Source organism: Sphingobium boeckii, from assembly GCF_014199215.1.
Lineage (GTDB): Bacteria > Pseudomonadota > Alphaproteobacteria > Sphingomonadales > Sphingomonadaceae > Sphingobium_A > Sphingobium_A boeckii.
In genome coordinates this window covers 247,800-274,794 of the sequence record NZ_JACIJC010000004.1, presented here as the reverse complement: position 1 = coordinate 274,794, position 26,995 = coordinate 247,800, and the positions used below count along the sequence as shown (strand labels likewise).

Sequence of the window (26,995 nt, the reverse complement as noted above, 5' to 3'; positions counted from 1 at the left end):
GGCGGGGCTTACGGCAACGGGCAGCTCAGATCCGTGGTGGATCGAACAATCCGAACGCCAGCGTGGAGGCGTAGGCACTCACTGCTGCGCTCCGGTCCAGCCCGGCGGACCAGGTGCGCAGTTCATAAGCGGCGTTCAGCATCACCATCAGCGATTGCGCGGCGATGATCGGATCGATCGCCCGGATCGAGCCCTCGCTGATCCCGTCGATCATCGTGCCGGCGAAACGCCGCGCCAGGCGGTTGGAGCGTTCGACCACGCGGTTGCGCATATCGGGCGGCAGCGCCTGCAGCGCGGTGGTGCGCAGCAATGGTCCATCCGTGCCGAGCTGAATTTCGAGCAGCATCGCCATGGCCGAACACAGCCGCTCCCATTGCGCCCCGCCCGCCGCATCGGCCTCCCGCTGCGCGCGGGACAGGGTCAGAAAACTGTGACGGAAACATTCCACCACCAGATCGTCCTTGGCGTCGAGATGGTGATAGAAGCTGCCCTTGGTCACGTTCAGCTCGGATGCGATCCGGTCGACCGATGCGCCGCGATAGCCGCGCTCATTGATCAGCCGGGTGGCCGCGACCAGGAAATTGTGCCGCGCCAGTTCCGGCCCCTCCAGCAGCGCGTCGGCGTCGAGCCTGGCTTGAACCGGTGCCCAATGCGCATTGGCGGGTGCGATGCCATGATCGAACAGATCGAACAGCCGCTGCTCCACCCGATCAAAATCATCGACGAAATAGCGGAACAGCCAGCCCGGCAGCCAGAGCATATTTTCCATCAGCACATGGGTGCGCGCCGTGTGGAGTGCCTTGGCCGCTTCGTCGGAGGGCGGGCCGAAGAAGCCGCGCACCGTGCGCAAGATGCCGCGAAAGCGATCTCCAAGGGCTGCCCGGTCCGGTCCTTCCATCGCGCGCATGTCCGAAAGCACGGTCACGGATCGCTCCTCGCCACGGCGGACGCGCGCCTGAAGCGTGAAATGGCTGTGCAGGAAATGGCGGACGCGCGCGCGGGGATCCGCCTGCGCAGCGGCGGCGTGCGCCACGGCCTCCAGCCGCGCCATGGTCCGGTCATAGCAGGCCGCGGCAAGCTGCTCCTTGCGCTTGAAATAATAAGTGACGCTGGTGGTGTTCAACCCTACGGATTGTGCGACGTCGGCCAGCGTCATCCCCTTGGCACCATGCTCGTTGATCAGCGCCGATGCAGCATCCAGTATCGTTTCGCGCTTGCGCTGAAATCGCGCAGTTTCAGGAATTTCCGCCGCCATATCCCTACCGTCCCTTCTCCGCTCGAATAACCGGTATGGTGGCGTCTTGGCAAATGCTGTTGCGCAACACGCTTGACGGCGGCCGTGGTTTGGCGGACGGAAACGGTCTTTAAGGGATGATTGGAGGCAATGCCATGTTTGATCGCCGGCAGCGCAGGGGCCATGGGACCAGCGCTTTGACGCGCATTAACGGTGCCGCGCGCGCATGACTCTCGCGGAGATTATCGCGGGCGGCCGCCCGAACGCAACCGGCCTGGATGTGACGCTGCCAGAGACGTGGATGCAGGGGCGAACCGCCTATGGCGGCGTTTCTGCGGCGCTCGCGCTCACCGCCGCCCAGGGCGTTGCAGACGATCTTCCGCCGCTGCGGACCGCGCAGATATCCTTCATAGGGCCGCTGTCAGGCGACGTGTCGATCAGCGCCGAAACGCTGCGGCGCGGACGAACCGCCGCCTTCATCGATGCCGAAGTGCGCAGCGAGGCGGGTTTGGGCATGAAGGCGATGTTCGTCTTTATGGGCGATCAGCCGTCCCATATCGATCATGAAGCCATGCCGGCTCCCGCCATCTTTCCCGATCCAGCACCCGTGCCGAAATCCGTCGGGGCGGCGAAATTTTTCTTCCAGAATTTCGAATATATCGAGGCGGCGTCCGATACGCCCAAATCGGAGTTGCTGCGCTGGGTGCGGCTGAAGGCGCGCGACGGGGTGGATCCAATGGTGGCGTTGCTCGCGGTGGCCGATGCGTTGCCGCCGGCCGCGCTGGGACTGGCAACCGAGAAGGGGCCGGTCAGTTCGATGACATGGCTGGTGAACATGCTCGCCGCGAGGCCGGACACCACCGATGGCTGGTGGCTGCTCAAATCCGCGACCGAATATGCGCGCAGCGGTTGCTCCAGCCAGACGATGGCGATCTGGAACGCCGATGGCGTGCCTGTCGCCAGCGGGATGCAGAGCGTGGCGATCTTCTCATGACGGAGATCGCGCAGGAAAAGCGATCCCCCGCGATCATGATCGAGCAATTGAAAGCGCTGCTGGATGTCGAGGAAATTGATCGCGATCTCTATCGCGGGGCGCGGGCGCGGGGCAGCAGGGGGCGGGTCTTCGGCGGGCAGGTGATCGGCCAGGCGCTGGTCGCGGCCAGCAAATCGGTGGATGACGATCGCCCCATCCACTCGCTCCATGCCTATTTCATGCGGCCCGGCGATACGGCGCTGCCGATCATCTACCGCGTGGTGCGCGATCATGACGGCGGCAGTTTTTCCACGCGCCGGGTGATCGCGATGCAGCGCGGGGTGCCGATCCTCAATATGGCGGCGTCGTTCCAGCGGCCGGAGGAAGGGCTGAGCCATCAGTTCGCCATGCCGGTGGTGCCACCGCCCGAAGACCTGATTTCGGAAGAGCAGCATTTCCGCACGCATATCGATCAGGTGCCCGAATCGATGCGCGATTGGGTGTTGCGGCCGCGTCATATCGAGCTGAGACCCGTCCAGCAGCGCTTTCCGATCGAGATGCGATCGCATGAGCCAGTCCAGCAAACCTGGTTTCGCGCCGTGGCTCCGCTGGGGGATGATCCGCTGGTTCATCGCGCCACGCTTGCCTTTGCCAGCGATATGGTGCTGCTCGGCACCAGCATGATCCCGCACGATGTGGACTGGATGAAGCCCGATCTGCAGTCGGCCAGCCTGGATCATTCCCTATGGCTGCACGACGTGTTCAGGGCCGATGATTGGCTGCTTTATGCAACGGACAGTCCCTGGGCCGGCCATGCGCGGGGCTTCAATCGCGGCTCGATCTTCACGCGCGAGGGCAGGCTGGTCGCCAGCGTGGCGCAGGAAGGGCTGGTCCGGCTGCGAAAAAGCTAGGTGCCCAGCGTCTCCGCCAGCAGCGTATTGGCGCGCGGGCCGTCCCAGTCCATGCCACCGATCACCCGCCACACTTCCTTGCCCTGCGCATCATACAGGATCGTCGTGGGCAGCATTCCGGTCTGGAAATGATCGCCCAGCGCCTGTTCGGGATCGATATAGGCCTCGATCATCTTCAGGCTGTTCTTGGCGAACCATGGATCGACCACCGCTTTGCCATTGCCATCCTGCGATACCGCCAAAACGACCAGCCGGTCCTTTTCGCGCGCCGCCAGCGCGTCCAGCGTCGGCATTTCCTTTACGCACGGCACGCACCAGGTGGCCCAGAGGTTGACCAGAACGGGCTTGCCCTTGAAATCACCGAGCGAAATCTTCTCGCCGTCCGGATCCTGAAACACCGCATCGGGCATCGCCTTGCCGCGATTTTCGATATCGAGCTTGCCTGTATCCTCCACCTTGACGGGCGCGGCGACATTCTCGGCGGGTTGCGGCGCCTGTTCCGATTGCCTATCGCAGCCGGCAAGCGCCAGGGCTCCAAGGAGAAGTAAGATCTCAGACCGCACGAATGACTCCAACAGCATGTGGGGCGGGCGTTTCTCGGAAGGCCCGGCCGCGGTGATGCGGGAGATAAACGCCTCCATCCCCTTCGACAAGCGATTGTGGAAGCAGGATATCGCCGGATCGAAGGCGCATGTGGCGATGCTGGCGCAGCAGGGCATCGTGAGCGCGGCCGATGCGGCGGCGATCACCGGCGGTCTGAATACGATCGCGGGCGAATATGAAGCCCATGGCGTGCCCGAGGATCTGGCGCTCGAAGATATTCATATGGTCACCGAAAGCCGGCTGGCCGCGTTGATCGGTCCGGCGGCGGGGCGGCTGCATACGGCACGCTCGCGCAACGATCAGGTGGCGACCGATTTTCGCCTGTGGGTGCGCGATGCGATTGATCAGGTGGAGCCGGCGCTTGCCGCGCTGCAACGGGCGCTGGTCGGCCGCGCGGGCGATCATACCGATTCGGTGATGCCCGGTTTCACGCATCTCCAGTCCGCTCAGCCGGTGACGCTTGGCCATCATCTGATGGCTTATTATGAGATGATCGGCCGTGATCGCTCGCGCTTCGCCGATGCGCGCACGCGGATGAATCGTTCGCCGCTGGGCGCTGCGGCGCTCGCCGGCACGGGCTTCAACATCGATCGTCATGCCACGGCAGCCGCGCTCGATTTTGCGGGACCGACGGACAATTCGCTCGATTCGGTCTCGGACCGCGATTTCGCGCTCGATTATCTGATGGCGGCCACGCAATGCGCCTTGCACCTCAGCCGGCTTGCCGAGGAGTTCATCATCTGGGCAAGCCAGCCCTTCGGCTTCGTCTCCCTGTCCGATCAATGGTCCACCGGATCGTCGATCATGCCGCAAAAGCGCAATCCTGACGCTGCCGAGCTGGTGCGCGGCCATTCGGGCCGGATTGCCGGCTGCATGGTGGCGCTCAGCATGACGATGAAGGGGCTGCCGCTCGCTTATTCGAAGGATATGCAGGATGATAAGCCGCCCGTGTTCGAGGCGCATGATCTGCTGGGTCTTTCGATCGCGGCGATGACGGGCATGGTCGAGAGCGCCACCTTCCGCACCGATCGGATGCGCGCGCTGGCCGAAAGCGGTTTCGCCACCGCCACCGATCTGGCCGACTGGCTGGTGCGCGAGGCGGGACTGCCGTTCCGCGAGGCGCATCATTTGACCGGGCGCGTGGTCAAGCTGGCGGAGGACGAGGGCGTGAAGCTGAATGAGCTGGCGCTCGAAAAGCTGCAGGCCATCGATCCGCGTATCACCGATGATTGTTTTACCCTATTGGGGGTGGACGCTTCGGTCGCAAGCCGCACCAGCCACGGTGGCACGGCGCCGAGCGAAGTGAGGAAGCGGATCGCGGAGGCGCGCGCCGCGATTGGAATGGGTGCATGAACAAGGCTTTTATTCCGATTGCGATGCTCGCTTTGCTCGCGGGCTGCGGCAGCAAGCAGGATCTGAAACCCAATGTGGGCAGCCAGCTTCCGGGAAAGCCTTATGGTGCGGCGGAGGCACCGGCCCCGCTGGACCTGATGACTCCACAGGATCAGGCGCGGCCGCAGCGCAGCGACGAGGTGCTCATCCGTTCGCAGGAGCGCACGGAAGACAAGTTCGATCTGCCGCCGACATAGAGATTATAGTTCCCGTTTCCGGCATCGCTCGCGTAGAGCGCCGGTGAATCGGCAGTATCGGGCGGGCACATGGACCATTTCAATCTTTCGAACGGCAGCATCCACGCCGAATCCGTCTCGCTTGAAGCGATAGCCCAAGCGGTCGGCACCCCGGTCTATGTTTATTCTCAGGCAACGCTGGAGCGGCATGTGCGCGTGTTTCGCGAGGCTGTTTCGGGGGCGGGCAAGGGTGAGCCGCTGGTGGCCTTCGCGGTGAAGGCCAATCCCAATGGCGCGGTGCTCCGCACGATGGCCAGGGCGGGCATGGGCGCGGATGTGGTGTCCGGCGGGGAGCTGATGCGCGCGCTGGCGGCAGGGATCTTGCCGGAAAATATCATCTTTTCCGGCGTGGGCAAGACCCGCGAGGAGATGGCGCTGGGCCTCTCTCATGGGATCGGCCAGTTCAACCTGGAATCCGAGCCGGAGGCGGAGATGCTCTCCGCGGTCGCCAGCGCGATGGGGGTGGAGGCCAAAGTCGCCTACCGCGTGAACCCCGATGTGGACGCAGGCACCCATGCCAAGATCTCCACGGGCAAATCCGAAAACAAATTCGGCATCCCGATCGACACCGCGATTGATGCCTATGCTCGCGCTGCGGCATTGCCGGGGCTGAAGCTACAGGGGGTGGCGGTGCATATCGGCAGCCAGTTGACCGACCTCGCCCCGTTGGAAACCGCGTTCGGCAAGGTGGGCGCTCTGGTCTCCGCGCTGCGGGCCGAGGGCCATGATATCACGCTGGCCGATCTCGGTGGCGGTCTTGGCGTTCCTTATGATCCCGCTCTGCCGCTGCCCCCCAGTCCGACGGATTATGGCGCGATGGTGCGCCGCGCGACGGCGGGATGGGATGTGCGGCTGGCGTTTGAGCCGGGGCGGCTGATCGTGGCCAATGCGGGCGTTTTGCTGTCGCGCGTGATCCGCGTGAAAGAAGGCGTGAGCCAGCCTTGGGTCATTCTCGATGCGGCGATGAACGATCTGCTGCGCCCCAGCCTCTATGATGCGTGGCACGATATCCGCGCGGTAAAGCCCAAGGGTGAAAAAGCGGCCGCCAATGTGGTCGGCCCGGTGTGCGAAAGCGGGGACACCTTCGCAACCGCGCGGCATATGGACGTGGTGGCTGCAGACGATCTTGTCGTCTTCATGACCGCGGGCGCTTATGGCGCGACGATGGCGGGCACCTACAATAGCCGCGCGCTCGCGCCCGAGGTGATGGTGTCGGGTGATCAATGGGCGGTGGTGCGTCCGCGCCAGCCGCTGTCGGCGCTGATCGACGCCGAGCGCGTGCCCGATTGGCTGGCGGATTGATTTTGCCGGATTGATTTCTGCGGTCCGGCTCTTGGCATCGGGGGCGGCCCGCGCAACAAGGCGTGCCGATGAATAGCCTGCCCGTCTTCCTGCGCCTGCAAGGCCGCCCGGTGATTCTTCTGGGTGAAGGCGAAGCGCGCGCCGCCAAGGCGCGGCTGCTGGAGCGGGCGGGGGCCGAAATCGTGGGCGAGGACACCGATGCCGCGCTCGCCATCGTCGCGATCGAGGATGAGGCCGAGGCCGAAGCGGCGGTCGTGCGGCTGAAGGCGCGGGGCGTGCTCGTCAACGCGACCGATCGGCCGGCGCTGTGCGATTTCACGCTGCCGGCAATCGTGGATCGCGAACCCGTGCTGATCGCGATCGGTACGGGTGGCGCTTCGGCGGGGCTGGCCAAGGCCTTGCGGCAAAGGCTGGAGACGCTGCTCCCGCCATCGCTGGGCGATCTGGCGACACGTCTGTTCGGTGCGCGCGCCGCGATTCGCGCCCGATGGCCGGATGCGACGGCACGGCGCAAGGCGATCGACGCCGCGCTCGATGGCCCGCTCGATCCGCTGTCGGCCTTGTCCGAGGATGCCGTGACCTCATGGCTTCAGTCGGCCGATCAGGCCGAAGCGACCGCTTTGATCACCATTGTCGTCCGCTCCGATGATCCCGATGATCTCACATTGGGCGAGGCGCGGCTGCTCGGCCGGGCGGATCATGTCTATCATAGCCCCGCCGTCCATCCCGCGATCCTCGATCGCGCACGCGCCGATGCCGGGCGCACGCGGACGTCAGCGCCGCCGCGCGCATTTGCTGGACTTTCGCTGTATCTGCTCGGAAAGGCGCAGCCATGACCTTTGCATGGATCGTGAACAAGGCCGGGCAGCGGCGGATCACCCTGGAAGACGTGTGCGCCGGGAAAACCGATGCCGATTTCCTGTGGGTCCACCTGGATGGCCGCGATCCGGCGGCGCTGGCCTGGCTTGAGCGGCAATCCGAAATTCCCGAGGTGGCGCATCGGGCCTTGATCGCGCAGGAAACCCGCCCGCGCACCGAGGCGATGGAGCAGGGTGCGCTGGTGAACCTGCGCGGCCTGGGTGCCACCCCCGAAGACGATCCCGATGCTTTGGTCTCGATCCGCATCTGGGCGGAAAAGGGACGGGTGATATCGGTCTGCATCCGCACCCCGCTCGCGCTGGAGCCGCTGTGCCATGAAGTTTCAACGGGCAAGATCCGCGATCCGGGCGATCTGATCTCCACGCTGGCGACGCTGATCACCAATGGCCTCGATCCCGATGTGGCTGAACTCGGCGATACGCTGGATGATTGCGAGGTGGAGCTGGAAGACCGCTCCATCTATGCGATGCGCCGCGAAGTGGCCAAGGCGCGGTCCCAGGCGATCTCCTATCGCCGCTTCGTCTCGCCGCAGCGGCAGGCGCTCGAGCGGCTGTCCACGCTGGGCGCTGACTGGCTGGACGAGCATGACCGGATGCACCTGCGCGAGGCGGCGGATCGCTGCGCGCGCATGGCCGAAGAGCTTGAGGCGGTGCGCGAACGGGCGGCGCTGATGCACGAACAACTCACCGATCTGCGCGCCGAGCAGATGGACGCCCGCGCACTGCTCATCGCGATCGTGGCGCTGATTTTCCTGCCGCTGACCTTTCTCACCGGCCTGCTGGGCATGAACGTGCAGGGCATTCCCTATCACGATGAGCCTTGGGCGTTCTGGGGCGTGGTCGGCGTCTGCGCGCTGGTTGCGTTCGGCATCAGCGCCTATTTCGCGACGATCCACTGGCTGAAGAATTAGGACGCCACAAACCCTGTGTGGTTACGGAATTCAGATCAGCGCCAGCGCCGACAATTCCCCCCGCAGGGCGCTCGGCATTTCCGCCAGTCCCGCATCATTCATGTCGAAATCGGCCGGTGCATCCTCGGCAGCCAGATAGCGCCAGCCCTGATGCGCGCGGCGCGGTTGCGAACGGACCATGACGAGCCTGGAATCCAGATGGATGCGCCAGCGCTTCTCATCCTCCATCTCGGAAAAACCGAGGATCGTCTGCCGCGCGACCAGATGATGCTTGATGATCCAGAAGAGCGATCCGCCGATGATTTCTTCATGCCGGGTCGGCCGATAACGCGTGGTGACGATCGCCACCTCATTTTCCACGCGCGCAGCGACCCGTTCCTTCAGGATGTCGAGCGAGGCACAGCCGAAGGCGACCTTGGTGATGTTGAGCGGCATGGATCGCATCTGGCGATCCCCGGACGGCAGATCAAGCCGAAGGCACGATCCCGCTGGCCACGGCCAGCCCGAGAAACGCGAAAAAGCCCATGGAATCGGTGATCATGGTGACGAATACCGAGGATGCGACCGCGGGATCCTGATCCATCCGTTCCAGCAAGACGGGCACCAGAACGCCCGCCAGCCCCGCCACGATCACGTTGATGAGCATGGCGGCGGCGATCACGAAGCCCAGATGATGATTCTGGAACACCAGCGCCGCGCCGATGCCGATCAGCACCGCGATGGTCAGCCCGTTGAGCGCGGCGATCATGATCTCGCGCTTGATCGTGCGGATCGTGTTGGATTGGGTGAGTTGGTTCATCGCCAGCGCGCGGACGGCGACGGCCATGGTCTGCGTGCCCGCATTGCCGCCGATCGAGGCGACGATGGGCATCAGGATCGCCAGCGCCACCATATGCTCGATCGCCGCGCCGAAGAAGGCGATGATCGAGGAGCCGACCAGCGCCGTGCCCAGATTGGCGACCAGCCAGCGGACACGGGCCGAATAGCTGTCCCGCAGCGGTTCGTTGATATCGCCATCGCCTGCGCCCGACAGCTTGAGGATATCCTCGCCGGCCTCTTCCTGAATGATGTGGACCACGTCATCCACAGTGATCATGCCCACCAGCCGGCCTGATTGATCGGTGACGGCGGCGGAAATCAGCGCATATTTCTGGAAGCGCAGCGCCACTTCCTCCTGATCCATGTCGACCGGGATCAGCGTCTGTTCGCGTGCCATCACATCGGCGATCGCAATGCCGCGCGGGGTGCGCAGGATCCACGACAGCGCCACCGTCCCCACCGGCTTGTGGCTGGGATCGACCACGAAGATCTCCCAGAAATCGGTGGTCAGATCTTCGTTCGAGCGCAGATAATCCAGCACGTCGCCCACCGACCAATGTTCGGGCACCGCAATCAGATCGCGCTGCATCAGGCGGCCGGCGGTTTCCTCGCCATAGCTCAGCGCTTCCTCGATCGCGGCGCGATCATCGGGGGCCAGCGCGCGGAGAACGGCGCGCTGATCGTCTTCCTCCATATCCTCGATGATCGCGACGGCATCGTCGGTATCGAGTTCGCCCGCGATTTCGGCGACCTGATGGGGTTCCAGCGCGTCGATCAGGCCATCGCGGACCCAATCGTTCATTTCCGCCAGCACATCGCCATCGAGCAGATCCGCCAGCGCGGCGGCGAGCGCGGCGCGGCTGTCCGCCGGAGCCAGCTCGAACAGATCGGCGATATCGGCCGGATGAAGCGGGGCGACCAGGGCGCGGGCACCCTCCGCATCGTCATCCTCCACGCATTCGAGTACCGCGCGGACGAATTCGGGTTTCAGCCGGTCGTCCTCGTCAAGGCTCGGTTCTGCGGGGGGAGCATCGTCGGACAGGGGAGGATGCTTCAGCTCGATATCGCTCATGCCGCCCTCCATGTTTCTCGCGCGTGCAACATAGCTGCCCTAGGCGCACAATTCCGCGCAGGCAATCCACGTATCTTGGCCGGGTCGCGGGGCGTTGCGCGCTGGGCCGTTGCCGTTCGCCCAGCCATCGCTATATGAAGCGCCTGTTTTTCCGAGAAAGGAGCCTTTCATGGCCGATACCCTGACCCTTACCCTTGATACCGGCGATGTCGTGATCAAATTGCGCCCCGATCTGGCCCCCGGCCATGTGGAGCGTATCGCCGAGTTGGCGAGCGAAGGCTTTTACGATGGCGTGATCTTTCATCGCGTGATCGACGGCTTCATGGCGCAGGGCGGCGATCCCACCGGCACCGGCATGGGCGGTTCCAAAAAGCCCGATCTGGCCGCCGAATTCAATGCCGAGCCGCATGTGCGCGGCGTCTGTTCCATGGCGCGTTCGAGCAGCCCCAACAGCGCCAACAGCCAGTTCTTCATCTGCCTGGACGACGCCAAGTTTCTCGACAAGCAATACACCGTCTGGGGCGTTGTCGAGAGCGGCATGGACAATGTCGATGCGCTGCCCAAGGGCGAACCGCCCCGCACGCCGGGCAAGATCGTGAAAGCCACGGTCGCCTGAATTAGAGTTATCTGGCAAATAAGCCGTTTGTCCCGAGCGAAGTCGAGGGACGTTTGGTGTCGCGCAACGTGTCTCGACGGCGCTCGACACCAACGGTCTTTGGCAAAATGAGGCCGGTCATGAAACACCGTTCGGGATCAGCCCGGACGGTGTTTGTAGTCCGCCCTATCCCTCGAATTTCTCGACCATCCAGTCGTGAAAGATCCGCACGGGGCGCAATTCCAGCGCGCGGGGGCGGCAGGCGAACCAATAGCTATAGACCGATTCGACATCGACATCGAACAGGCGGACCAGCCGTTCGTCGGTCGAATCCTCCAGATGACTGTCGAGCATGAAGGCGACGCCCAGACCGCCCGCCGCGGCTTCCAGCATCAATTGCCCCGAATCGAAATGATCGATCGACGCCGGCTCCAGATCGTTCAGGCCCAGCGCGTTTTTGAAGGTCTCGAAGGTTTCGGGCATGTCGCGGTGCAGCAGCACGGTGGCGCGCGCCAGATCGCGGGGTTCGCGAATCGCGTTCGGCCCTTCGGTCAGCATCCGTCCGGCGATCGGATAGACCATATTGCGGCCCAGGCGGCGCGCATACAGCGCCGGATCGATCTCGCGCGCCAGCGGAATGGCGACGTCCAGCCCTTCGCCAAGCCGGGTGAGCGCATGGGCGGCGGTATCGATGTCGAGATGCAATTCGGGATGCAGCGCGCGCAATTCGGGTAGCTGCGGCATCAGTTTCTGTGATGCGAAGAGCGGCAGGATACCCAGGCGAATTTTCATCACATCGCTGCTGGCACTCATCTCGTCGATCGCGAGCGAGAGCGAATCGATGGCGGGCGCGATGTTATGAAGCAGCTTTTCGCCATCGCTGGTGAGCACGAGCGCCTGATGCCGACGTTCGAACAACTGACGGCCCAGAAACCGTTCCAGCGCCTGAACCCGGCGGCTCAGCGCGGGTGATGACAGGGATAGGTCTTCCGCCGCCGCCTTGATCGAGCCAAGCCGGGCCACCTGGAGAAAGGCTTCCAGCGCCGTCAGGGGTGGCAATCGCCGCATCGTTTTCCTTCCATTTTGCGCATCACGGCTTTGCCCATAGGCTGGCTTCATGACAATTTTGTGATTGCATTCTTTGCAATCGCAGAATGTCTTTTCGCACTTGCAACATAATGTGCTGCGACGCAAAAAGAACGCGCCTTTCAGGCATCCTCTCCTAAAACTTTTCAAGGCCGGTCCCTAGGGATCGGCCCTTTTTTTGCGCTCAGGCTCGCAACGCCCGGAAGCCATGCCTATCTTGCCGCTTCAAGGAATGGAGCCGGGATCATGGCAGATAGCGAAAATACAGGTAGGCGGCTTCAAGTTGCCAATGCACGGCCCGAAGATAGCGGCCGGGGACTGGCGCGGCTTTCGCGCGCGACGATGCAGGCGCTCGGGCTGGCCGAGGGTGATGTCATCGAGATCGTCGGCAAACGGACCACGCCGGCGCGGGCGGTATTCCCCTATCAGGAAGATGAAGGGCTGGAGCTGATCCGGCTCGATGGCCTGCAGCGCGCCAATGCGGGCGTTGGGTCGGGCGATTTCATCGAGATTCGTAAGGCTGATTCGCGTCCCGCGCAGCGGGTGGTGTTTGCCCCCGCGCAGCAGAATTTGCGGCTGCAGGGATCGGCCAATGCTTTGAAGCGCAGCTTCATCGGCCGTCCGCTCACAGCGGGCGACGTGGTGGCGACGGCTGGCCAGCAGCAGGTGGATCAGGGCAATATGCCGCCCCAGCTTCGTCAGATGCTGCAGGCACCCGCTTATGCGCTTCAGGAAATCCGCCTCGCGGTGATCTCCACCGTGCCCAAGGGGCTGGTGCATATCGATGCCGAGACCGAGGTGGAATTGCTCGCGGAATATGTCGAGCCCAAGGAATCGCGGCGTGCGGACGTCACTTATGACGATATCGGCGGCATGGCGGCCACGATCGATCAACTCCGCGAGATGGTCGAGCTGCCGCTGCGTTATCCAGAATTGTTCCAGCGTCTCGGCGTGGATCCGCCCCGCGGCGTGCTGCTGCATGGTCCGCCGGGCACGGGCAAGACCCGGCTGGCGCGCGCAGTCGCCAATGAAAGCGATGCCGAATTCTTCCTGATCAACGGCCCCGAAATCATGGGTTCGGCTTATGGGGAGAGCGAGAAGAAGCTGCGCGATATCTTCGAAGCGGCGACCAAGGCGGCACCCTCGATCCTCTTCATCGACGAGATCGATTCGATCGCGCCCAAGCGCGGCCAGGTGCAGGGGGAGACCGAAAAACGGCTCGTCGCCCAATTGCTGACCTTGATGGACGGGCTGGAGGCGCGGGTGAACCTCGTCGTCATCGCCGCCACCAATCGGCCCGAGGCGATCGACGAAGCCTTGCGTCGGCCCGGCCGCTTCGATCGCGAGATCGTCGTCGGCGTGCCGGACGAACGTGGTCGCCGCGAGATCATCGGCATCCACACGCGCGGGATGCCGCTGGCCGAAGGCGTCGATCTGAACGAACTTTCGCGCATGACCTATGGCTTCGTGGGCGCGGACATCGCCGCGCTGGCGCGCGAGGCCGCCATAGACGCAGTGCGCCGGATCATGCCCCTGATCAATCTGGCGGAGGGAACGATTCCGCCCGAAGTGCTGGACAATCTCTCGGTCACGCGTGACGATTTCATGTCCGCGATCAAGCGTGTCCAGCCATCCGCGATGCGCGAAGTGATGGTGCAGGCACCCAATGTGAGTTGGGACGATATCGGCGGTCTGGATGATGCGCAGATGCGTCTGAAGGAAGGCGTAGAGCTGCCCCTGAAGGATCCCGATGCGTTTCGGCGTCTGGGCATCCGCCCGGCCAAGGGCTTTTTGCTCTATGGGCCGCCGGGCACGGGCAAGACACTGCTGGCGAAGGCCGTGGCGCGCGAGGCGCAGGCGAATTTCATCGCTACCAAATCGAGCGACCTGCTCAGCAAATGGTATGGGGAGAGCGAGCAGCAGATCGCCCGGCTGTTCGCCCGCGCGCGTCAGGTGGCGCCGTGCGTGCTCTTCATCGACGAACTCGATTCGCTGGTGCCCGCGCGCGGCGGTGGCATGGGCGAGCCGCAGGTGACCGAGCGGGTGGTGAACACCATCCTCGCTGAAATGGACGGGCTGGAGGAATTGCAGTCCGTGGTCGTGATCGGGGCCACCAACCGGCCCAATTTGATCGATCCGGCGCTGCTCCGTCCGGGCCGGTTCGATGAATTGATCTATGTCTCCGTGCCCGATGAGGCTGGCCGCAGGCGCATTCTCGGCATCCAGACGGGCAAGATGCCGCTGGCGGGCGATGTCGATCTGGATGTGCTGGCGGAACGGACCGATCGGTTTACCGGGGCGGATCTGGGGGATCTGGTGCGCCGGGCCGGTCTGTTCGCGCTGCGTCAGTCGCTCGATGTGAAAGAGGTGACGATGACGCATTTCGAAAAGGCGCTGGAGGAAAGCCGCGCTTCGGTCACGCCGGAGATGGAGGGCGAATATGCCAATATCGCCGCCAAGCTGAAGCAGAATGCGCAGGCACTGAACCCGATCGGCTTTGCTATGCCGGCGATGACGGCTCAGCGTGCTCCGAAGAGTGAAGATTGAACCACGCATAGAGGAAGACGATCACCAGGGCGGCCGCGGCCACATTATAAGGCAGCGGCCGCCAGATCTCATACATGCCCACGCCAAGCGACGGGCCGAGGACGAATGCCGCGCCGTTCACCGCCGTGGTCTTGCCCGCGACCGATCCCTGCTCATTGCTGTGCACCGCCAGCGACGATCCCGCGGTGAAACCCGGCCGGATGAAGCCGAAGCCCAGCGACGAGAGCGCATAGGCCATGGCGATGCCATAAAATGATGTGGCCATGCCGGTGAACAGGCACCCCAGCGCCGAGAGGATGAGTCCGATCAGGATCAGCGCGCGGGGCTTCAGGTTCAATATCGGGATCAGCCCCCATTGTGCGAGCAGTGCCGCGCCTGCGCCCGTCATCAGCACCAGGCCGGTCGCCTGCAGCGCCTCGCCCAACGTGCCCCCCATGCGATCGATCACCAGAAATGGAATGGCCTGGCCCGCCATCGCCTGCGCATGGGTCATCACCAGGCCACTCAGCATCCAGGGCCAGATGCGAGGATCGCGCAGCTTGACCTCGATCGACGGGCCGGACACCGCAGCGGTGACACTGGCGCCCGAGGATTGTCCGCCGATCGTGGGATAGGTCATCGCCGCGCCCTTGGCATGGTCTCCCGGCTTGTCGTCGGGCAAAAGGCGCGCCGCCGCGATGGCCACGGCGATCCCGAGGATGCCGAAGATGAACGCCGGCCCGGCCATGCCCACCACGGGCAATATCAGATAGGGCGAGAGGGCGGGGCCGAGGATCGTGCCCAGTCCAAAGGCGGAGGCCAGCATGGTGAGCGCCTTGGTGCGCTCGTGCCGCGATGTTCTGGCGGCCACCATCGCCTGCGCGGCAGAGGGAGTCGCGGGGCCGCAAATGCCGTAGATCATGCGCCCGATCACGAAGGCGGCAAAGGCGGTGATCGGCGCGATCGATCCCATGATGCCCGCGCTCAGGAAGACGCCGCACAGCAGGGTGGAGACCGCGAAACCGGCGAGACCCAGCACCACCATGTTGCGCTGGCCGTGGCGATCAAGCCTTTTGGCCCAAAATGGGGCAGCGAACACCCACAGCGCCGCCGAAACCGAAAAACAGAGCGCGACCGCGCTGTCGGGCACGTTCAGTGAACGGCCGATCGCAGGAAGCACGGATTGCATTGCGGTGTTGCCCGCGGCGATGGTCAGCATCACCACGAAAAGCAGCCCGAAATCGCGGCGGTTGGCGCTTTCGCCCAAGTCGGCCCCGCTCAACATGCCGTCCATCTCACGTCAATGTGCCCGCCGCGAATCGCGAGGTTCCTGCCCGCTAGAATGGGAAATGGCGCTTCGGAAGGATAGTCTTTAACGCTTCGTGCGTTGAGTGAAGCTTGAACATGTTCGCCATATTTGCGACTGCCCATTGTCACAGTATCGACCCGAAGGGATTTTCATGCCTGCTTCCACCGCCAAGACCGGACGAAAGCTTCCAGCTTGGCTTCGATTTGCGCAGCGCAAGACCGGCCCTTTGACGATGTTTTTCAAGGAATTTCTGAAGCATCCGGTGATGGTGGGGGCGATCGTGCCGTCTTCCGATGCGTTGATTGCGCGGATGCTGAGCCGGGTCGATTGGGCCAATACCAAGATTTTTGTCGAATATGGCCCCGGCGTCGGCACGTTCAGCCGCCCGATCCTGAAAAAGCTGCCGCACGATGCGCAACTGGTCGTGATCGATACGAATCCCGATTTTATCGACTATCTGCGTGAGGATATCCCCGATCCGCGCTTCATTCCGGTCCTGGGGTCCGCAGCGGATGTGCGGCGTATCGTGAAGGAAGTCACCGGGGCGGATCATGTCGATTATGTCGCTTCCGGCCTGCCGTTCTCGACCCTGCCTACGGGCATCGCGCCCAAGATCGCGGCGGAAACCCACGCGCTTCTGCGCACCGGCGGCGCCTTTCTCGTCTATCAATATTCGCCCAAATGCCGCAGCTACATGGCACCGCATTTCGATCGCATCGATCACGACATGGAATGGTGGAATGTGCCCCCGGCCCAATTATATTGGGCCTGGAAGGATTGAGGCTCAGTCCAGCCCGAAATTCAGCCGGCGGGTGACCGTATAATCGGCCACGCCGACCACAAGGTAGGATAACGCCCATTTCAGCCGATTGATGAAGCCGGCGCGCGCTTTGTGCAATTCGAGGGTGATGCGTTCGCAATCGGCCAGTTCCCGGTCGACGAACGTGCGTGCCAGAGCCGCAAAGTCCGCATCCTCTATCCGCAGCATCAATTCGAGATTGAGAAACAGGCTGCGCATGTCGAAATTGGCCGATCCGATATAGGTGGCGTCGTCGATTACGATCAGCTTCATATGGAGCTTGGTCGGCCGATATTCGTAAATCTCCACCTTGCCGCGCAGCAGCCCGCCATAAAGGAAGCGTGCCGCGCCGATCGTCGCGCCATTGTCCGAAATCTGTGCGGTGACCAGCCGGGTCCGTCCGCCGCGTTTCACGATTCGCCGCAGCCGCTTGAGCATCGCATTTCCCGGGGAGAAATAGGCTTCGATCATATCGGCGCTGCGGGCGCGATCCAGATCATGCTTCACCGATCTGGCCCAGGGGCTCAGTCGCCGGGTCGGTCCGCCCAGCAGCCAGCAGAGCGTGCCGCCTGAAACGGACATTTCGCGCAATATGCGGCGCAGGCTGCGTATGCTGGCCTTGTCCTCCCGCGTCCAGCGGGCAAGGATTTCGAAATAATCGACCAGCCAGGTCACAGCCGGTCCCTTCACCTCAAGCCCCATATCGTGCCAGCCGCCCTCTTCGGGCGGGCGGAAATAGTCGTCGCTGATGTTGAAGCCGCCGATGATCGCGATCCCGTCATCGGCAATCGCCATCTTCTGATGATTGCGCAGCAGATAGCGCCGGCCGAAACGCGGCAGGAAGCGGCAGAAATCGCAACCGGCGTGCTGAAGCGGGGCGAAGAATGCGGCGGGTGCCGCGCTGCTGCCAAAGCCGTCGACGATCAATGATACGGTCACGCCGCGGTTGATCGCATCGAGCAGCGCTTCGCGCACCGCCGTGCCGGATGCGTCGGCCTCGAAGATGTAATAATAGAGGCGAAGGCTGACGCGGGCGTTTTCGATCAGAGCCATCAAGGCGGCCAATTGGGCAGGGCCGTCTATGACGGGTGTGAGCTGATTGCCATCCACCACGCGCACAACGGCTTCGGTATGGGAGGGCGCGGGGGCGGCGTGCTGGCTCATGCGCGTTCAATGGGTGCGTGCGGGGGCGAGGGCAAGGCGTTTGTGCAGGGTGGCAAGGGCAAGTGAAAACCCGCATTTCCTTGACAGTCTCCGGTATCGTCGCTACCTGCGCCCCTTTCCAGAACCTTCGTAAATGCAAGTGGAGCGACTATGGCGCGCGTAACTGTCGAGGATTGCGTCGACAAGGTATCCAACCGGTTTGATCTGGTGTTGTTCGCAGCGCAGCGCGCCCGCCAGATTTCAGGCGGTGCGGAGCTGACCGTCGATCGTGACCGGGACAAGAATCCCGTCGTCGCTTTGCGCGAGATCGCGGAAGAGACCGTCCAGCCGTTCGAGCTTCAGGAAGCCGTGGTCATGAACCTGCAGCGCGTCCAGATCGATGATGACGATGCCGTGGATGAAATCGGCTCGCTGTCGCAGTCGGCCGAAGCGCTGCGCCTCACCGCCGCAGCCCCGCCGCGCAACCAGAATGTCGGCGGCGATTACGACGGCTGATCGTTAGCCCTTTTTGAATCCGGCGTCATTGCGAGCGCAGCGAAGCAATCCAGCGATACGTCCAGCACTGGATTGCTTCGCTGCGCTCGCAATGACGGTTTTGGACAAAATTTCGGCCTTCAGGCCACGCGATCCATCAATTCGGCTTCCCGCGAAGCGCCCAGCGGCTTCACTTCCTCCGCATGGCGCCAGCACAGATCGGCCGGCCCGAGCACGCGATCATCATGCGCGCGAATGGTGACCGGCTGGATCGGTTGATTGTCCCGCTCATCCACCAGCACTGGTGTCGATGTGGTGCATGATCCATAAAGCTCGCCCCATTGCCGTAGCGCGATCATCGCGGGCAGCAGCGCCATCCCCTTTTCCGTCAGCCGATATTCCACCTTGCGGCGATCCTCGGGGCAGGGGGTGCGCCCCAATATGCCGTGCTCGACCAGCCTCGAAAGGCGATTCGCCAGGATATTGCGCGCAATCCCCAGCTCGGATTGAAATTCCTCGAAATGATAGATGCGGTTGAACGCCGCGCGCAGGATCATGAACGACCAGCGCTCTCCCATGGCCTCCAATGCGATGGGCAGGCCGCAATCCGCGATCTGTTTAAGCGGTTCTCTCAATCCCATAATCAACGAGCCTAATCCAAAAAGGGCGCAATGCGAAAGAAATACGCATTTTAAGTTGCAACTTAAAATCTATCTATGTAGGTAGTGATTCGCAACTTAAATTGAAAGGGCCGAATCGTGAAGCGCTCCTCCCCCATTGTCATCTCTCTCTTTTCGGCCGCGATCACTTCGGTGCTGCTGCTGACGGCTGCGGCATCCAGCGCGGCGACGGGCGGTGCCTATTATGCGGCCAAGCCAATCAAGGCATCGGCCGACGCGCGTCTCGTGGTGCGCGATACGCTGTGGAAATGCTCCGATGCCGGGTGCGCCTCCGCGCTCAAGGGCAATAGCCGTCCGGCATTCGTGTGCGAATCGCTGGTGAAGGAAATCGGCGCGCTCGTGTCCTTCCGGGCCGGTCAGGAAGAATTCAGCGCCGAGGCGCTGGCCAAGTGCAACGCCAAGGCCTGAATTTCGTCTCCTCGAGAAATTCAGCGGCGTTATCAATTGAGCGTCATGCGGAGATCGCATGACGCTCTTTTTTGCATCTCGATATGGCGCAAGGCCGCAAAAAACTTGCATTGAACCCCCTCGAACCTCCACATAAAAATGTGCTGAGACAATATGAACTTGTGGACAGGGTGCTGAGCTATGATCCGGATGCGGATGAAGCCCTGCTCAACCGCGCTTATGTCTTTTCGATGCAGATGCACGGATCGCAAAAGCGCGCCTCGGGCGATCCCTATTTCAGCCATCCGATCGAAGTGGCCGGCATCCTCACTGATCTGAAGATGGATGGCGAGACCATCGTCACCGCCATCCTGCATGATACGATCGAGGACACGCTGACCACGCATGAGGAGATCGAACGACTGTTCGGCCCCAATGTCGCGCGGCTGGTGGACGGCGTCACCAAGCTTTCCAAGATCGAGGCGCAGACGGAGAATGAGCGCGCGGCGGAAAATCTGCGCAAGTTCCTGCTCGCCATGTCCGATGACATCCGCGTGCTGCTGGTCAAGCTGGCGGACCGGCTGCACAATATGCGCACGCTGCACTTCATCAAATCGGAGGACAAGCGCCGGCGGATCGCCCGCGAGACGATGGATATCTATGCCCCGCTGGCGGAGCGGATCGGCATGTATGAATTCATGAAGGAGATGCAGACGCTCGCCTTCCAGCATCTCGAACCCGAAGCCTATGCCTCGATCACCAAGCGGCTGGAACAATTGCAGGGCGATGGCGGGGATCGGATCGCGAAGATCGGATCGGGGCTAAAACTCGTGCTGGCGCGCGCCGGCGTGGATGTCGATGTCTCGGGGCGGGAGAAGCATCCCTATTCGATCTGGCGCAAGATGGCGGAACGCCACATCAGCTTCGAGCAATTGTCCGATATCATGGCGTTTCGCGTGATCACCGATGATGCCGATGCCTGTTATCGCGCCTTGGGCGTGATCCATCAGCGCTGGCCGATGGTGCCGGGCCGGTTCAAGGACTATATCTCCACGCCCAAGCGCAATGGGTATAAATCGCTCCACACCACGGTGATCCATGCGGGCGAAACGCGGATCGAGGTGCAGATCCGCTCCAAGGCGATGCACGCGCAATCCGAATTCGGGCTGGCGGCGCATTGGGCCTATAAGCAGAATGGCGTCACGCCCGATGGGCAGGCGGGCTGGATCCGCGATCTGATCGAGATCCTCGACAATGCGGACAGCGCCGAGGAATTGCTCGAACATACCCGCATGGCGATGTATCAGGATCGCATCTTCGCCTTCACGCCCAAGGGCGAATTGTATCAGCTTCCCAAGGGCGCGACGCCGGTGGACTTTGCCTATGCGGTGCATACCGATCTGGGCGATCAGACGGTGGGTGCCAAGGTGAATGGCCGCGTGGTGCCGCTGCGCACGCCGCTGGACAATGGCGATCAGGTGCAGATCCTGAAATCCAAGGGGCAGGAGCCGGAGCCGGGCTGGCTGAATTTCGTCGTCACCGGCAAGGCCCGCGCCGCGATCCGCCGCTTCGTGCGCAACAAGGAACACGGCGAAACCATCGCCTTGGGCCGCAAGATCTATGACGAGATCGTCAAGCGGCTGCCCGCGCAATTGGGGCAGGAGGCGCTGGCGCAGGCGCTCAAGCGCTTGAAGAAACCGAATGAGGCCGTGCTGATGGAGGCGATCGCGCGGCAGATGATTTCGGATAATGAGGTGATGGAAGCGCTGATGCCCGGATCGACCGGCGCGGATGTGGCGGGCAAGAAAGCCCCGGCGCAGCGCGAGGCGATCTCGATCCGCGGCCTCACGCCCGGCGTGGCGTTCAGCCTGGCGCAATGCTGCCACCCCGTTCCGGGTGACCGCATCGTCGGCCTGCGTCGCCCGTTCGAGGGGATCGAGGTCCATACCATTGATTGCCCCACGCTGAGTGACGGGGTGGACGCCGATTGGGTCGATCTCGCCTGGGGCGACGCTTCCGAATCGGGGACCGCGCGGCTCAACATCGTCATCAGGAACGAGCCGGGTGCGCTGGCGGTGATGGCGGGCATCTTCGGCACGCACAAGGCCAACATCCTGAACCTGCGCATGGAAAATCGCGATGCGAGCTTCCACACCTTCCAGGTGGATCTGGAGGTGCACGATCTCCATCATCTGATGCGCATTCTGGCGGCATTGCGCGCAGCGGATGCGGTGAGCCAAGCGGAGCGCGTTTAACCACGCATATTTAACGGCACCCCGTAACATGACTGCCACGATCCCGGTGCAACGGAGCAGCACTTCACCGGGAGACTATGATGACTATCCAGATCGATCGCCGCTCAATCGTCCTTGGCGGAGGCTTTGGATTGGCCGCGCTGCTCATGCCGGGCGGCGGGGCACTGGCGGCCGGCATGTTCGGCGGATCAGGCTTTACGCACAATGTGGCCAGCGGCGAACCCGGTGCCGATTCGATGCTGCTGTGGACACGCTTCGTGCCGGCAACTGGCCAGGGTGTGATCCGTCTCGATGTGGAGGTGGCGCTCGATCCCGATTTTGCGAAGGTCATATCCGGCGGCACAACAAGGACCGGTGCCTATCGGGATTGGACGGCCAAGATCACGGTCGACGGCCTGGCCCCCGGCACCGCCTATTGGTATCGCTTCGTCGGCCCGGATGGCAGCAAATCACCCACAGGGCGCACCAAGACGTTGCCCATCGGCAATGTGAAGCGCTTTGGACTGGGCGTCTTTTCCTGTTCGAACGTGCCGTTCGGCTATTTCAATGCCTATGCGCACGCGGCCGCGCGGGAGGATATGGATCTGTGGTTTCATGTCGGCGATTATCTGTATGAATATCACCGCGGCGGCTATCCGTCCGAGGGTCAGTCCGTGGCGAACCGGCTGATCGAACCGGCGCGCGAGATCAACGATCTGGGCGATTATCGGATGCGCTACGCCAGCTATCGTGCCGATCCCGATCTCCAGAAACTGCATCAGATGAAGCCGATGGTCGCACTGTGGGACGATCATGAATCCGCCAACGACAGTTGGGAAGGGGGCGCGGAAAATCACACGCCCGAAACCGAAGGCTTGTGGAACGTCCGCCGCGCCATGGCAGTGCAGGCGTATCGCGAGTGGATGCCGGTTTCCGATGAACCTTGGAAAACCTATGATATCGGCACTCTGGCGACGCTTTACCGGACGGAGACGCGGCTGCTGGCACGCACGCAACAGCCAGATGTCGCGCCGCTATTCCGCGAGGCGGATCCGACCGCAGCCCTGAAGGCCTTTCGTGACGGCCCGTGGATGGACCCTTCGGCCACCATGATGGGATCGACCCAGGAAAGCTGGCTGGCGCACGCCCTGAAAGCGAATGCCCGGACGAGCGCCTGGCAATTGGTGGGAATCGGCACCAATGTGGGCCTCACATCGGTGCCCGCCAATGCGATGGACTGGCTGACGCCGGATGCGGATACGCGCGCCAAGGCGTTCGTCGAAGCCGGGATGGCTGCAAGCAAGCTGGGGCTGCCGATGAGTTTCGACAATTGGGGCGGCTATCCCGCCGCCCGCGCCAGGCTGCTCAAATCGGCGCAGGTGGCGGATGCGGATCTGGTGCTGCTCACCGGTGACAGCCACAACGCCTGGGCGTTCGGGCTGATGCAGGATGGCAAACCCGCCGGCGTCGAATTTGGCGGGCATAGCGTGACATCGGCCGGCTTTGAGGGCTTTACCAAGACCGATCCCAAAGTGGTGGCCAAAGGCCTGGTCGATGCCAATGCCGAGCTTAAATGGGCCGATACCAGCCAGCGGGGCTATATGATGATGGAGGTCACGCCGCAGCGCGTGTCAGGTGATTGGGTGTTCCTGCAGACCATAAAGACGCAGAACCTGGCGCTGGCGGGCACGCATCGCATGAGCGTCGATCGCGGGCGACGTGCGTTTTCGGCATGAAGACATGGGGCGGCGGATCGCAATCCGCCGCCCGCACCGATCAATCCACCGTCGCCAGCGGGCGAACGATGATCTCGTTCACGTCAACATCGTCGGGTTCGCTCACCACATAGCCGATGGCGCGGGCGATCGCGTCGGGCGAGAGCGCGATGGCGCGAAAGGCCCGCATGTCTTCGCGCGCCTGCGGATCGCTGATCGTATCGGCCAGTTCGGATTCGACCACGCCGGGTGAAACGATGGTGACGCGGATATCGTCATGCTCCAGCCGCAGGCCTTCGGAAATGGCGCGCACCGCGAATTTGGTGGCCGAATAGACACCGCAGCTCTGCCATACGCGGTGGCCGCCGATCGAGGAGAGGTTGACGAAATGGCCATGGCCCTGCCGCTTCATCACCGGCAGCGCGGCTGCAATGCCGTGCAGCACGCCGCGGATGTTCACGTCGATCATCCGATTCCATTCCAGCACCTTGCCCGCCGCGAAGGGCGAAAGCGGCATCACGCCCGCATTGTTGATCAGCGTGTCGATCGTGCCGTTGATCTCCAGCGCGAAGTCGATGAACGCATTCATGCTGGCCGGATCGGTCACGTCGAGCGCCCGGAAGCTGGCTCGGCCGCCGCTGGACCTGATCTCGGCGACCAGCGCCTCCAGCCGCTGGGTGCGGCGGGCACCCAGCACGACATGCGCGCCCAGCGCCGCCAGATGACGCGCGGTGGCTTCGCCGATGCCGCTCGATGCGCCGGTGATGAGGATGATCTTGTTGTGCAATGGTGTCATGGATGGGCTCCCGATCGGACGGAACGGTGGAAGGGTCCGGTTGATCATCTTCTGCACCGGGTCTGGGCTCGAACGGTAGAACGCTTCTCCGCAATCCTTGCACGATCCTCCGTATTCGGGGTCGCACGGCTTGCGCGGGCAGGGGCGCGATGGCAGTCGGGGTTCAGGAGAATAGCGATGAACCAGTTGAACGACCTTGCCGCGCTGATTGAACGAAACACCGGATCGGATGGACTGCATGAAACGGCATTGCCGGGCTTGCGGCTGGCGCGCTATTCAGCGCCGAGCGCGCCCGTGCATGGGTTGCACAAGCCGGCGATGTGCATCATCGCCGGTGGACGCAAGCAGGCGATGATCGGAGACAGGATCATCATATACGACAAGGCCTGCTATCTGGTCGTAACGGCCGATCTGCCGGTGGTCAGCCAGGTGATCGAGGCGAGCGCCGAGGCACCCTATCTATGCTTTGCGTTCGATCTCAATCCTGCGGTGCTGGCCGCGATGGTCAGCGCGGCCGGGGTGATCGCGCCGGGCGACGCACCCGGCGGCGCGCCCGGCCCCGGATTGGCGCTCAGCCGGAGCACACCCGAATTGCTTGATGCCGCCATCCGCCTGATGCGGCTGCTCGATACGCCCGGGGATCTCCCGTTTCTGGCGCCGCTGGTCGAGCGCGAAATTCTCTATCGGTTGTTGAACGGTGATCAGAAGGATCAGGCGCGCGCCATCGCGGTGGCGGATAGCCGGCTCAATCAGGTCAATCGCGCAATCGGCTGGATCCGGCGGAATTATGCGCAGCCGTTTACGATCGGGCGCGTGGCGGAAGAAGCGCGGATGAGCACCTCTGCGCTGCATGAGCATTTCAAGGCGGTCACGGCGATGAGCCCGCTGCAATATCAAAAACAGATCAGGCTGCAGGAAGCCCGGCAGCTCATCCTGGGCGCTGGCATGGACGCGGCCACGGCGGGGCATGAGGTGGGCTATGACAGCCCCTCTCAATTCAGCCGCGAATATCGTCGTCTGTTCGGTGCCCCGCCCATTGCGGACGCGGCGCGATTGCGCGCGCGCCCGGAATTGATGGCCGAGATTTAGTCCTTCTTGCCGGTCAACGGCGATACGGCGGTCTTGCCGAATGCGGCGATCAGTTCACCGATCTCGCGCGCCTGGGTCATGCTGCGTCCGCCCTGTTCGCGGATGAAATCGCCCTGCACTTTCAGCACTTCGCTGAGGCTGGTGGCACCGGCGGCGGCGCGCATCGCCGCAAAGGCTTCGCGCGTATTCTGCTCCGCATAATCAAGCATTTTCAGGCTGACGGTCGCGCTATTCTCGGCGATCTTCGTCCCTGACGCCTTGATTGCGTCGCCCATGCCCTGTGCTTTGTCGTCTGCCATCGCTCGTTCCTCTCGATCTCTCTCCAAAGCGCGCATCGCGGCTTTCGGTTCCCTATCATTGCATAGCTATTGCATCGACTCCTAGTGTTCCCTTATGGGCTTTTGCAAATGACATTCATTATGCAATCGGGCCGGGAATACGGGCGATGAGCCGCGGCGCTATCCGTGCGTGGTATCTGGTGCATAAATGGACGAGCATCGTCTGCACGCTGTTTTTGCTGATGCTCTGCGTCACCGGCTTGCCGTTGATTTTCCACCATGAAATTGATGAACTCGCCGGCGGACATGAAGCATTGGCGGCGGCATCCGATGCGCCATTGCTCAGCCTCGATCGCGTGATGGCCTCCGCGCTTGAGCGTCGTCCGGGTGAGGTGGGCCTGTTCCTGAGTTTCGACGAAGACCGCCCGGTGGTGAACATCACAACCGGACCGCGGCCCGACTCGCCCGAAGCCGACATGTATTTTCAGTCGTTCGATCGCGTCACGGGCGATTTGATCAGCGCCCCGGCGGGGGAAGCGCAGACGGTGGACGGGGTGATGCACTTCATCCTCCAGCTTCACACCGACATGTTTCTGGGGCTCCCCGGTATGCTCTTCCTGGGTCTGATGGGGCTGCTCTTCTTCGTGGCCATCGTTTCGGGCGTCGTTCTCTACGCGCCGTTCATGCGCAAGCTCGATTTCGGCACGGTTCGCGTATCGCGCAGCCGGCGCGTGAAATGGCTCGATTATCATAATCTGCTCGGCATCGTGAGCCTCGCCTGGGCCAGCGTCGTCGGGGTGACCGGGGTGATCAACACGCTCGCCACGCCGATCATCCAGCTCTGGCAGGCGAGCGAACTTGCGGAGATGACCGGGGCATACAGGGACCAGCCACCGCCGCCGCCGGGCCGCCTGGGCTCGATCAATGCTGCGGTGGAGTCCGCCAAGCGCGCCGCGCCCGGCAATCGTCCGCAATTCGTGGCCTTCCCCGGCGGTGCGTTCAGCAGCAAGCATCATTATGCGGTGTTCCTGCAGGGCGATACGCCGCTGACCAAGCGGATGCTGACCCCCGCGCTGATCGACGCCCAAACCGGCGTACTCACCGATATTCGGCCCTTGCCCTGGTATGTGCAGGCGCTGCTCCTGTCCCAGCCGCTCCATTTTGGCGACTATGGCGCGCTGCCGCTCAAGATCCTCTGGGCGTTGCTCGATCTGGCGACGATCGTGGTGCTGGGCAGCGGGCTGTATCTGTGGCTGGGCAAGCGCCGTTCGACGCTGGACGCGCGCGTGCGCGAAGTCGAGACCGGTGGCGTCGCGGTGCCTGCGGAATGAGCCGTCGACCCGTCCGCAAACCGCTCCGCGCCATCTTCGCGATGCCGCTGGCGATCGCCTTACTCAGCATCATGGGCCTGGTGAGCGCGCTCACCGGCGACGGCATCCGCGATGCGATCTCCTGGGTGACGCTCGCCGTCCCCGTGATCGTGATCGGCTGGGCGCTGAAATATCGGAAATACTGACCAGATTGCGGCTCTG

Annotated in this window: 27 protein-coding genes; 17 read left to right on the top strand and 10 right to left on the bottom strand. The window is 63.1% G+C overall.

Annotated features, from left to right (window positions below):
• Nucleotides 1-25: 25 nt before the first annotated feature.
• Complete coding sequence (locus tag FHS49_RS12870) at nucleotides 26-1,255, bottom strand: TetR/AcrR family transcriptional regulator (RefSeq protein ID WP_184019152.1); 1,230 nt, start codon at nucleotides 1,253-1,255, stop codon at nucleotides 26-28.
• A 205-nt stretch (nucleotides 1,256-1,460) separates the two neighbouring features.
• Here FHS49_RS12870 and FHS49_RS12865 point away from each other — a divergent pair, with 205 nt between their 5' ends.
• Both FHS49_RS12865 and FHS49_RS12860 read left to right on the top strand, forming a co-directional pair.
• Complete coding sequence (locus FHS49_RS12865; RefSeq protein ID WP_184019150.1) at nucleotides 1,461-2,228, top strand: thioesterase family protein; 768 nt, start codon at nucleotides 1,461-1,463, stop codon at nucleotides 2,226-2,228.
• Nucleotides 2,225-3,118 carry an acyl-CoA thioesterase gene (locus FHS49_RS12860; protein ID WP_184019148.1) on the top strand — a complete coding sequence of 298 codons (894 nt, stop codon included), beginning with the start codon at nucleotides 2,225-2,227 and terminating at the stop codon, nucleotides 3,116-3,118. Before FHS49_RS12865 ends, FHS49_RS12860 begins: the two co-directional genes overlap by 4 nt.
• Here the strand turns inward: FHS49_RS12860 and FHS49_RS12855 are convergent.
• Nucleotides 3,115-3,681: a TlpA family protein disulfide reductase gene (locus FHS49_RS12855; protein ID WP_343052978.1), complete on the bottom strand. Its 567-nt coding sequence runs from the start codon at nucleotides 3,679-3,681 to the stop codon at nucleotides 3,115-3,117. The two genes, FHS49_RS12860 and FHS49_RS12855, sit on opposite strands and share 4 nt — an antisense overlap.
• Nucleotides 3,682-3,697: 16 nt before the next feature.
• On the opposite strand from FHS49_RS12855, the gene argH reads away from it, so the two are divergent.
• The 5 genes from argH (at nucleotide 3,698) to FHS49_RS12830 (ending at nucleotide 8,440) form a co-directional block, all read left to right on the top strand.
• Nucleotides 3,698-5,074 carry an argininosuccinate lyase gene (argH, locus tag FHS49_RS12850; RefSeq protein WP_184019143.1) on the top strand — a complete coding sequence of 459 codons (1,377 nt, stop codon included), beginning with the start codon at nucleotides 3,698-3,700 and terminating at the stop codon, nucleotides 5,072-5,074.
• Nucleotides 5,071-5,310 (top strand): hypothetical protein, encoded by a 240-nt coding sequence (locus FHS49_RS12845; RefSeq protein ID WP_184019141.1) that lies wholly within the window; start codon nucleotides 5,071-5,073, stop codon nucleotides 5,308-5,310. The genes argH and FHS49_RS12845 overlap by 4 nt, the downstream gene beginning before the upstream one ends.
• A gap of 69 nt (nucleotides 5,311-5,379) precedes the next feature.
• A complete protein-coding gene (gene lysA, locus FHS49_RS12840; RefSeq protein ID WP_184019139.1) occupies nucleotides 5,380-6,651 on the top strand; it encodes a diaminopimelate decarboxylase in 1,272 nt (423 codons plus the stop codon).
• Nucleotides 6,652-6,719: 68 nt separating this feature from the next.
• Nucleotides 6,720-7,487: a precorrin-2 dehydrogenase/sirohydrochlorin ferrochelatase family protein gene (locus FHS49_RS12835; protein WP_184019137.1), complete on the top strand. Its 768-nt coding sequence runs from the start codon at nucleotides 6,720-6,722 to the stop codon at nucleotides 7,485-7,487.
• Complete coding sequence (locus tag FHS49_RS12830; protein WP_184019135.1) at nucleotides 7,484-8,440, top strand: zinc transporter ZntB; 957 nt, start codon at nucleotides 7,484-7,486, stop codon at nucleotides 8,438-8,440. Before FHS49_RS12835 ends, FHS49_RS12830 begins: the two co-directional genes overlap by 4 nt.
• Before the next feature lie 30 nt (nucleotides 8,441-8,470).
• On the opposite strand, the gene FHS49_RS12825 is transcribed toward FHS49_RS12830, so the two are convergent.
• Both FHS49_RS12825 and mgtE read right to left on the bottom strand, forming a co-directional pair.
• Nucleotides 8,471-8,875 carry a DUF1489 family protein gene (locus FHS49_RS12825; RefSeq protein ID WP_184019133.1) on the bottom strand — a complete coding sequence of 135 codons (405 nt, stop codon included), beginning with the start codon at nucleotides 8,873-8,875 and terminating at the stop codon, nucleotides 8,471-8,473.
• 31 nt (nucleotides 8,876-8,906) lie between these two features.
• Nucleotides 8,907-10,331, bottom strand: a complete 1,425-nt coding sequence (mgtE, locus tag FHS49_RS12820) for a magnesium transporter (RefSeq protein ID WP_184019131.1) — start codon at nucleotides 10,329-10,331, stop codon at nucleotides 8,907-8,909.
• A gap of 169 nt (nucleotides 10,332-10,500) precedes the next feature.
• Between mgtE and FHS49_RS12815 the strand changes: the two genes are divergently transcribed.
• Nucleotides 10,501-10,947: a peptidylprolyl isomerase gene (locus tag FHS49_RS12815; protein WP_184019129.1), complete on the top strand. Its 447-nt coding sequence runs from the start codon at nucleotides 10,501-10,503 to the stop codon at nucleotides 10,945-10,947.
• Between the two features lie 165 nt (nucleotides 10,948-11,112).
• Here FHS49_RS12815 and FHS49_RS12810 read toward each other — a convergent pair whose 3' ends face one another.
• Nucleotides 11,113-11,994, bottom strand: a complete 882-nt coding sequence (locus FHS49_RS12810; protein WP_184019127.1) for a LysR substrate-binding domain-containing protein — start codon at nucleotides 11,992-11,994, stop codon at nucleotides 11,113-11,115.
• 264 nt (nucleotides 11,995-12,258) lie between these two features.
• Between FHS49_RS12810 and FHS49_RS12805 the strand changes: the two genes are divergently transcribed.
• Nucleotides 12,259-14,559, top strand: coding sequence for a CDC48 family AAA ATPase (locus tag FHS49_RS12805; RefSeq protein WP_184019125.1), 2,301 nt, complete (start codon nucleotides 12,259-12,261; stop codon nucleotides 14,557-14,559).
• Here FHS49_RS12805 and FHS49_RS12800 read toward each other — a convergent pair.
• Nucleotides 14,513-15,823 carry an MFS transporter gene (locus FHS49_RS12800; protein ID WP_184019123.1) on the bottom strand — a complete coding sequence of 437 codons (1,311 nt, stop codon included), beginning with the start codon at nucleotides 15,821-15,823 and terminating at the stop codon, nucleotides 14,513-14,515. The genes FHS49_RS12805 and FHS49_RS12800 overlap by 47 nt on opposite strands.
• Before the next feature lie 175 nt (nucleotides 15,824-15,998).
• Between FHS49_RS12800 and FHS49_RS12795 the strand changes: the two genes are divergently transcribed.
• The gene (locus tag FHS49_RS12795) at nucleotides 15,999-16,628 is read left to right on the top strand and encodes a class I SAM-dependent methyltransferase (protein WP_184019121.1); all 630 of its coding nucleotides are present in this window, start codon (nucleotides 15,999-16,001) and stop codon (nucleotides 16,626-16,628) included.
• Nucleotides 16,629-16,631: 3 nt separating this feature from the next.
• Here FHS49_RS12795 and FHS49_RS12790 read toward each other — a convergent pair whose 3' ends face one another.
• Nucleotides 16,632-17,810: a phospholipase D-like domain-containing protein gene (locus tag FHS49_RS12790; protein WP_184019119.1), complete on the bottom strand. Its 1,179-nt coding sequence runs from the start codon at nucleotides 17,808-17,810 to the stop codon at nucleotides 16,632-16,634.
• A 150-nt stretch (nucleotides 17,811-17,960) separates the two neighbouring features.
• On the opposite strand from FHS49_RS12790, the gene rpoZ reads away from it, so the two are divergent.
• Nucleotides 17,961-18,305, top strand: a complete 345-nt coding sequence (gene rpoZ / locus FHS49_RS12785; RefSeq protein WP_184019118.1) for a DNA-directed RNA polymerase subunit omega — start codon at nucleotides 17,961-17,963, stop codon at nucleotides 18,303-18,305.
• Nucleotides 18,306-18,424: 119 nt separating this feature from the next.
• Here the strand turns inward: rpoZ and FHS49_RS12780 are convergent, their stop codons facing one another.
• Nucleotides 18,425-18,925, bottom strand: a complete 501-nt coding sequence (locus FHS49_RS12780) for a winged helix-turn-helix transcriptional regulator (RefSeq protein WP_184019116.1) — start codon at nucleotides 18,923-18,925, stop codon at nucleotides 18,425-18,427.
• 117 nt (nucleotides 18,926-19,042) lie between these two features.
• On the opposite strand from FHS49_RS12780, the gene FHS49_RS12775 reads away from it, so the two are divergent.
• The 3 genes from FHS49_RS12775 (at nucleotide 19,043) to FHS49_RS12765 (ending at nucleotide 23,321) form a co-directional block, all read left to right on the top strand.
• The gene (locus FHS49_RS12775; RefSeq protein ID WP_184019114.1) at nucleotides 19,043-19,372 is read left to right on the top strand and encodes a CC_3452 family protein; all 330 of its coding nucleotides are present in this window, start codon (nucleotides 19,043-19,045) and stop codon (nucleotides 19,370-19,372) included.
• A 140-nt stretch (nucleotides 19,373-19,512) separates the two neighbouring features.
• A complete protein-coding gene (locus FHS49_RS12770; protein ID WP_184019112.1) occupies nucleotides 19,513-21,606 on the top strand; it encodes a RelA/SpoT family protein in 2,094 nt (697 codons plus the stop codon).
• An 80-nt stretch (nucleotides 21,607-21,686) separates the two neighbouring features.
• Nucleotides 21,687-23,321 carry an alkaline phosphatase D family protein gene (locus tag FHS49_RS12765; protein ID WP_184019817.1) on the top strand — a complete coding sequence of 545 codons (1,635 nt, stop codon included), beginning with the start codon at nucleotides 21,687-21,689 and terminating at the stop codon, nucleotides 23,319-23,321.
• Between the two features lie 40 nt (nucleotides 23,322-23,361).
• On the opposite strand, the gene FHS49_RS12760 is transcribed toward FHS49_RS12765, so the two are convergent.
• The gene (locus tag FHS49_RS12760) at nucleotides 23,362-24,096 is read right to left on the bottom strand and encodes an SDR family oxidoreductase (protein WP_184019110.1); all 735 of its coding nucleotides are present in this window, start codon (nucleotides 24,094-24,096) and stop codon (nucleotides 23,362-23,364) included.
• Nucleotides 24,097-24,273: 177 nt separating this feature from the next.
• Here FHS49_RS12760 and FHS49_RS12755 point away from each other — a divergent pair, with 177 nt between their 5' ends.
• Nucleotides 24,274-25,185 carry an AraC family transcriptional regulator gene (locus FHS49_RS12755; RefSeq protein ID WP_184019108.1) on the top strand — a complete coding sequence of 304 codons (912 nt, stop codon included), beginning with the start codon at nucleotides 24,274-24,276 and terminating at the stop codon, nucleotides 25,183-25,185.
• On the opposite strand, the gene FHS49_RS12750 is transcribed toward FHS49_RS12755, so the two are convergent.
• The gene (locus FHS49_RS12750) at nucleotides 25,182-25,484 is read right to left on the bottom strand and encodes a phasin family protein (protein WP_246350681.1); all 303 of its coding nucleotides are present in this window, start codon (nucleotides 25,482-25,484) and stop codon (nucleotides 25,182-25,184) included. The two genes, FHS49_RS12755 and FHS49_RS12750, sit on opposite strands and share 4 nt — an antisense overlap.
• Nucleotides 25,485-25,630: 146 nt before the next feature.
• Between FHS49_RS12750 and FHS49_RS12745 the strand changes: the two genes are divergently transcribed.
• Entirely contained in the window at nucleotides 25,631-26,794 is a 1,164-nt protein-coding gene (locus FHS49_RS12745; RefSeq protein WP_184019104.1) for a PepSY-associated TM helix domain-containing protein, read from the top strand.
• Complete coding sequence (locus FHS49_RS12740) at nucleotides 26,791-26,979, top strand: hypothetical protein (protein WP_184019102.1); 189 nt, start codon at nucleotides 26,791-26,793, stop codon at nucleotides 26,977-26,979. Before FHS49_RS12745 ends, FHS49_RS12740 begins: the two co-directional genes overlap by 4 nt.
• Nucleotides 26,980-26,995 lie beyond the last annotated feature (16 nt).

Bases quoted from the DNA above. Each gene is read 5' to 3' on its own strand.
- FHS49_RS12870 (WP_184019152.1), bottom strand. From the start codon at position 1,255: ATGGCGGCGGAAATTCCTGAAACTGCGCGATTTCAGCGCAAGCGCGAA.
- FHS49_RS12865 (WP_184019150.1), top strand. From the start codon at position 1,461: ATGACTCTCGCGGAGATTATCGCGGGCGGCCGCCCGAACGCAACCGGC.
- FHS49_RS12860 (WP_184019148.1), top strand. From the start codon at position 2,225: ATGACGGAGATCGCGCAGGAAAAGCGATCCCCCGCGATCATGATCGAG.
- argH (WP_184019143.1), top strand. From the start codon at position 3,698: ATGTGGGGCGGGCGTTTCTCGGAAGGCCCGGCCGCGGTGATGCGGGAG.
- FHS49_RS12845 (WP_184019141.1), top strand. From the start codon at position 5,071: ATGAACAAGGCTTTTATTCCGATTGCGATGCTCGCTTTGCTCGCGGGC.
- lysA (WP_184019139.1), top strand. From the start codon at position 5,380: ATGGACCATTTCAATCTTTCGAACGGCAGCATCCACGCCGAATCCGTC.
- FHS49_RS12835 (WP_184019137.1), top strand. From the start codon at position 6,720: ATGAATAGCCTGCCCGTCTTCCTGCGCCTGCAAGGCCGCCCGGTGATT.
- FHS49_RS12830 (WP_184019135.1), top strand. From the start codon at position 7,484: ATGACCTTTGCATGGATCGTGAACAAGGCCGGGCAGCGGCGGATCACC.
- FHS49_RS12825 (WP_184019133.1), bottom strand. From the start codon at position 8,875: ATGCCGCTCAACATCACCAAGGTCGCCTTCGGCTGTGCCTCGCTCGAC.
- mgtE (WP_184019131.1), bottom strand. From the start codon at position 10,331: ATGAGCGATATCGAGCTGAAGCATCCTCCCCTGTCCGACGATGCTCCC.
- FHS49_RS12815 (WP_184019129.1), top strand. From the start codon at position 10,501: ATGGCCGATACCCTGACCCTTACCCTTGATACCGGCGATGTCGTGATC.
- FHS49_RS12810 (WP_184019127.1), bottom strand. From the start codon at position 11,994: ATGCGGCGATTGCCACCCCTGACGGCGCTGGAAGCCTTTCTCCAGGTG.
- FHS49_RS12805 (WP_184019125.1), top strand. From the start codon at position 12,259: ATGGCAGATAGCGAAAATACAGGTAGGCGGCTTCAAGTTGCCAATGCA.
- FHS49_RS12800 (WP_184019123.1), bottom strand. From the start codon at position 15,823: ATGTTGAGCGGGGCCGACTTGGGCGAAAGCGCCAACCGCCGCGATTTC.
- FHS49_RS12795 (WP_184019121.1), top strand. From the start codon at position 15,999: ATGCCTGCTTCCACCGCCAAGACCGGACGAAAGCTTCCAGCTTGGCTT.
- FHS49_RS12790 (WP_184019119.1), bottom strand. From the start codon at position 17,810: ATGAGCCAGCACGCCGCCCCCGCGCCCTCCCATACCGAAGCCGTTGTG.
- rpoZ (WP_184019118.1), top strand. From the start codon at position 17,961: ATGGCGCGCGTAACTGTCGAGGATTGCGTCGACAAGGTATCCAACCGG.
- FHS49_RS12780 (WP_184019116.1), bottom strand. From the start codon at position 18,925: ATGGGATTGAGAGAACCGCTTAAACAGATCGCGGATTGCGGCCTGCCC.
- FHS49_RS12765 (WP_184019817.1), top strand. From the start codon at position 21,687: ATGACTATCCAGATCGATCGCCGCTCAATCGTCCTTGGCGGAGGCTTT.
- FHS49_RS12760 (WP_184019110.1), bottom strand. From the start codon at position 24,096: ATGACACCATTGCACAACAAGATCATCCTCATCACCGGCGCATCGAGC.
- FHS49_RS12755 (WP_184019108.1), top strand. From the start codon at position 24,274: ATGAACCAGTTGAACGACCTTGCCGCGCTGATTGAACGAAACACCGGA.
- FHS49_RS12750 (WP_246350681.1), bottom strand. From the start codon at position 25,484: ATGGCAGACGACAAAGCACAGGGCATGGGCGACGCAATCAAGGCGTCA.
- FHS49_RS12745 (WP_184019104.1), top strand. From the start codon at position 25,631: ATGAGCCGCGGCGCTATCCGTGCGTGGTATCTGGTGCATAAATGGACG.
- FHS49_RS12740 (WP_184019102.1), top strand. From the start codon at position 26,791: ATGAGCCGTCGACCCGTCCGCAAACCGCTCCGCGCCATCTTCGCGATG.